The sequence below is a fragment of the Planctomycetia bacterium genome (genome assembly GCA_034440135.1).
Lineage (GTDB): Bacteria > Planctomycetota > Planctomycetia > Pirellulales > JALHLM01 > JALHLM01.
The window spans coordinates 1-2,578 of the sequence record JAWXBP010000506.1 but is presented as its reverse complement, the minus strand read 5'-3'; the positions used below and the strand labels follow the sequence as shown (position 1 = coordinate 2,578).

The 2,578-nt window shown below is 57.2% G+C and carries 3 protein-coding genes; all 3 read right to left on the bottom strand.

Going from position 1 to position 2,578, the window contains the following annotated elements; translation table 11 throughout:
* Positions 1 to 299: 299 nt before the first annotated feature.
* Positions 300 to 920, bottom strand: a complete 621-nt coding sequence (locus SGJ19_28810; protein ID MDZ4784268.1) for a hypothetical protein — start codon at positions 918 to 920, stop codon at positions 300 to 302.
* 7 nt (positions 921 to 927) lie between these two features.
* Positions 928 to 2,205 (bottom strand): AAA family ATPase, encoded by a 1,278-nt coding sequence (locus SGJ19_28805; GenBank protein ID MDZ4784267.1) that lies wholly within the window; start codon positions 2,203 to 2,205, stop codon positions 928 to 930.
* Between the two features lie 25 nt (positions 2,206 to 2,230).
* On the bottom strand, positions 2,231 to 2,578 hold a 348-nt coding region (locus SGJ19_28800), incomplete at its 5' end, for a restriction endonuclease subunit S (GenBank protein MDZ4784266.1).

Sequence of the window (2,578 nt, the reverse complement as noted above, 5' to 3'; positions counted from 1 at the left end):
CCCACGCCACTGCCAGTTCCAGCGCACGTCTGGCGTAGAAACAGGCGGTGCGGGCATCGGAATGCACAGCTACGGCAGCCCTGGAGGCGGCATCGAAGATGGCGGGCCATTCGGCCTGAAGGAAGGCGAACACGCTCACGCCAAGGCCTTCCCACGTTTGCAATCGATTTGCTTCGGAATTGCAACCAGCAGCACTCCGGTTGCAATCTGGGCGCCGCCGAATTGCTTTTGGATCAATAGGCTAGCGCAGCAATGCAACAAGGCGAATGCCGATCTCATGAAGATGGCTCGTCGGAGTTTTAATTCGCCGGCGTAGGGCCCGGAAACCAGGCCCGCAGTTGCTGGGTTAGGCGGAGAAACGCCGGATCACGGCAATTTTGTAGACTAATTCTGCTCGTGACCTTCTCGTAAAGCGCGGACGAACGCGGTTGCCGGTGCACCGGCACCATTGCCTCGAGCGCTTCTTTCGGCCGCAAAGGCTTTCCATCGGATGAAAACTCAAATCCCGTCGCACGCAAAAAATCGCGCGCTGTTTCTTGCAAAGGCCATTGAAAAATGTCGCGGAGCGCGTTATCCGAGCCCCAAAGCCAAACATCGACTTCCGGCGAAATCACGATTGTCTTGCCGTCGTCGTTCCAGACGGCGCGAAGTTCCTGATCAAGTTCTTGCTCAAGCGCTAGCGGGTCGAGCCAAGAGGTCCCGCTTCCTTCGAAGTCCAGCAGCATCAATGCGTGCCGGAATCGATTGCGCTCGCCCGCCAAAACCTTTGACCCTGACGACCGCACTCCGCCATCGCGCCCTGGGTGGGAGCGAAACTCGTACGTGTGCGGCCGAACTCCCAACGCTTGCGGCCTCGACAATGCCCCTTGAAGAGTGAACTGCATGTTCTTGTCGGCCACCAGCAGCACAAGATCCAGCATGTGAACCTCAACTCAATATGCCAGCGGCAAACAGAATCCCTAGATCTGGTTCGCCCCGCTTCCATTGCTGCAATGCCGGATGCCGATCGCCGGACACGATCGCGGTGGCACCGACCTTGTCCTTGGCAAAACAAAGAATCTGATTCGGTGCCATGAGATTCAGTGCGACAGGACTGTGCGTCGCGATGAGAACCTGCCCCCCGTAGATTGACGAGAGCGATTGAACGACCGTCTCGATGGCCCGCGGGTGAATGCCGTTCTCCGGCTCCTCGATAAGGAATACGCCACCCAAGTCCTTCATGTATGCCGGTATCGTTAGTGCGAGCAGGCGAAGTGTCCCATCAGATACAAGCCACGACGGCACCAACGCGCCATTCGAGTACTTTACGACGAGATAGCGATGACGATCCTCTTCACGTTCAATGGTATCGATGTCCGCTATGTCAGGCAGTGCCGTACGGACGTGGTCCAGCCAGTCGCTAAAGCGGCGAGGGTCCTTGCGCAAATCCGCGAGGACCCAAGGCAGATTGGAGCCGTCGGCCTGAAACCGCAGCCCGAGGCCCGGAGGGCTCGGCTGGCGAATCATATGACTGTTAAGCGTCACAGTCTGTATGCCAGACTCCAGCATATCCCGAAACCAGGAACTCACTGGAAAGCTCGCCTCATCCGCCGGAATATTCGCCAACGCGAGTTTGCCGCGGCCGAGCTTGAATGAGGGCGTGTAAGACTTAGCGCCCTCGGTATAGTAATTGTCATTCCCCCCCGGATTCTTCTTGACCGCTACCCGGAAACCACTACGGGACCTTTCGAGAATGCTCGGTGCGCTTTCGGGAACGAAGGGGAAGACCAATTGCGGCTCCGGAACCGCACTTTCAGTCCGAGTCCGCAGCCAAAGCGTCTCGTGATTCAAGCCCAGTTCGTTCGATTCGGCATCCAGTCCGATCTCGATCTCATATCGGACAAGCGCGAAATGATGCTTGTCATCCGACATACGTAGACGCACCGCGTCTGGTATCGGTGATTCGACCGCGAGCTGAAATGCATTGCCATGCACACTGCCGTTACGCTGTCCCTGCCAAAGAAGTTTTTCAAAACTAGCGCTTCGGGACCGGATGGCGTCACGCACATCGCCCCGGCCGCGCATGAGGTCACTCAATAGCGCGATGACGTCGAGAAACGTGGTCTTTCCGCTCGCGTTTGGTCCTACGAGCGCCTGTATCGGACCCAATGGCTGATCGACTGCCTTCAGACTGCGGAAGTGGCGGGTTTGGACGCGGGAAAACATAGGATAGTGTCGCAGATTCTAGTGATTACAACGCATCGCGGAAGGCGCGGTACTGGAGGGCGGCAAAGAGAGCGTCGAGTTCGGCCAGGCTGGAAAATTGAGCGTTCCCCAGTCTATCTATAGCAGATATATGGTCGCCGAATGCGCGTTGAAGATGTATCGGCGGGATCAGTAACGGAAACGCGCGAAGCTGAGTCATGTTGATCGAGGCAATCCCCGTTGTCTGCTTCGCCGACCTAAGAAAGTACCTCTTCCCGCGCTGGCTTCCGATGAGCCAACTCAAGAACAATGGAGTCAGCTCCCCGGATCGGAGACGCACTCGAAACACATGATTCTGGTGGATGCACTCAGGCAGTTCGTCGTTCCACAAGGT